This is a genomic window from Mycobacterium sp. TH-M116 (genome assembly GCF_057473685.1).
In genome coordinates this window covers 1-2065 of the sequence record NZ_JBYCLC010000241.1, presented here as the reverse complement: position 1 = coordinate 2065, position 2065 = coordinate 1, and the positions used below count along the sequence as shown (strand labels likewise).

1 protein-coding gene is annotated in these 2065 nt (G+C 65.4%); it reads right to left on the bottom strand.

What is annotated here, in order from left to right; translation table 11 throughout:
• Nucleotides 1-2024 (bottom strand): type VII secretion protein EccCa (eccCa, locus tag AC2VOK_RS12070; protein ID WP_428900676.1); only part of this gene is annotated, 2024 nt, incomplete at its 3' end.
• Nucleotides 2025-2065: the final 41 nt, after the last annotated feature.

The window sequence follows — 2065 nt, the reverse complement described above, 5'->3', positions numbered from 1 at the left end:
CCCGCAGTACGGGCTTTCAGCACGAGGCGGTAACCCATGTTCTCCATGAGCTTCTCCGCCCGGCTCTCGATGGTCTGCGACGCCATCATCAGGTGGATCCAGTACGCGCGGCCCTGCCGGCCGATCGAGTCGAGCACGTCGACCGCTGTCGGCATGATGCGGAACCACTCGTAGAACTCGTCGATGACGACCACGAGCATCGGTAGCGCTGGCATGTCCTGGCCGCGGGCCCGCATCCGGAGGCGTACCGAGTTGTACTCCTTGGCGTCGTCCACGCCGGCGCTGTCGCAGATCGCCTTGCGGCGGGCGATCTCACCCCACAGTGCGTCCAGGAAGCGCTCCATCAGCGCCTGGTCTTCTTCCAAGTCGGTGATGATCCGCGACACGTGCGGTACCCCGGCAAACGGCTTGACCGCCGATCCACCCTTGAGGTCGGCCAGCACGAACTGCAGTTCCTCGGGCGGGTGGCTGAGCATCAGCGATTCGATCACGGTCCGCACCAGGGTCGACTTACCCGAACCCGTCGTGCCGGACATGACGCCGTGCGGGCCGTCACCACCTTCGTCCAGCGACTTCATGTCAAGGAACAGCAGTTCGCCATTGTCGGAGCGATTTCCGAACGGCGCACGCAACCGCGAACGGCCCATGTGGTCTGAGCGGCTGCCCCACAGCGCGTAGAAGTCGATGTCGGCCGGGTCGTCGATACCGTAGTAGGCCAGGATGTCACGGGCGCCGATATGGGCGACCCGCTGGCCGATCTCCTCGTAGGCCTCGGCGAGACGCCAGCGTGCCACCTTCTGTGCGAACTCCTCGGCCTCCTCGAGACTGAAGTGGTCGGTGAGCGCGAAGAACCAAGGCTTCTCGTCGATCACCATCCAGGTGTCGCGGTCGCGGGGCAGCGCCTCGATGATGCCTTTTTCGTCGAAGCTGAGCATCCGCTCCGGGACCGAGGTCCACATGGACGATCCGGTGAGGTCGAAGAATGTCACCCCATCGATGCCCTCGGCGCTGATCACGAACTCCCACTGGGGGTCCGCCGCGTCGGCGATGATCACGGTGTGCGGCGTCGGCGTCTGCGCCGAGGAACTGGCATGCCGAGGCGTGAACGAACCCCGGCCCGCGAACAGCTCGGCCTGCTCGGCGGCGAACTCGCGCACCGAGCCGTACACCATCCGCGCGTTGCCCGCCGCGTCCTGACGCCGGGGGTCGCCGAAGTGCGGCAGCCACTTCACCCACTCCCATTCGTCGAGATCGGAACTCACCACGATCATTTGGACGTGGTCGGGTCCGTGGGAAAAGGCCAGCTGGCAGATGATCGCGCGCATCAGCCCCAGCGCCTGTTCGCGCTCCCCTTGCAGCGCGTACCAGGGCTCGACCAGAAGCGAGATCATCTTCGGCAGGTTGTAGACGACGCTCTGGTAGCGCCCGAACTCCTGCAACGCCTTGCCGGTCACCGGCTCCAGCTCGATGTCGGTCGGCATGTTCTGCGGCTCACCCCAGGTCACCTCGGGGCGGGTCATGCCCACGCCGATCCGGACAACGCCGAAGTTGAGGTCCTTGCCGTCGGGTTTGCGTTCCCACATCCGGGGCGAGCCGACGGCGGCCGCCAGTGTCGTGGGTGCCGGGTGGAACCACCGGTAGTTGGCGTCCATGCTGTCGGCCGACTCGTGGGCCGTCTCGCGCAGCATGTCCAGCATCAACATGAACTGGGCGCGCATCGCGTCCAGCTTCGGCCGGCTCATCTGCTGCTGGCCGCCCATCCGGCTGCCGAACATCATCATCATCATCCCGCCGACCATGAAGATCGGGAAGATCGAGCCGACGCCGCCGAACACGTGCGACCCGCTGGCGAAAGTCATGGCCACCATGCCGCCCAGTAGGCCGATCACGACGACGCCGATCACGATCATGTACCAGGGCTTGCCCTCCGGCGGCGGAATGCTCAGCGGAGTTGGCAGGACGATGTTCTCCGGCTTGATGACCGGAGGCTTCTCCGGTGTCGGCCGTGCAAATCCGCGTTTCACTTGGGTACCACCAACTCTGCAGGGGTCATGTCCATCGGAAG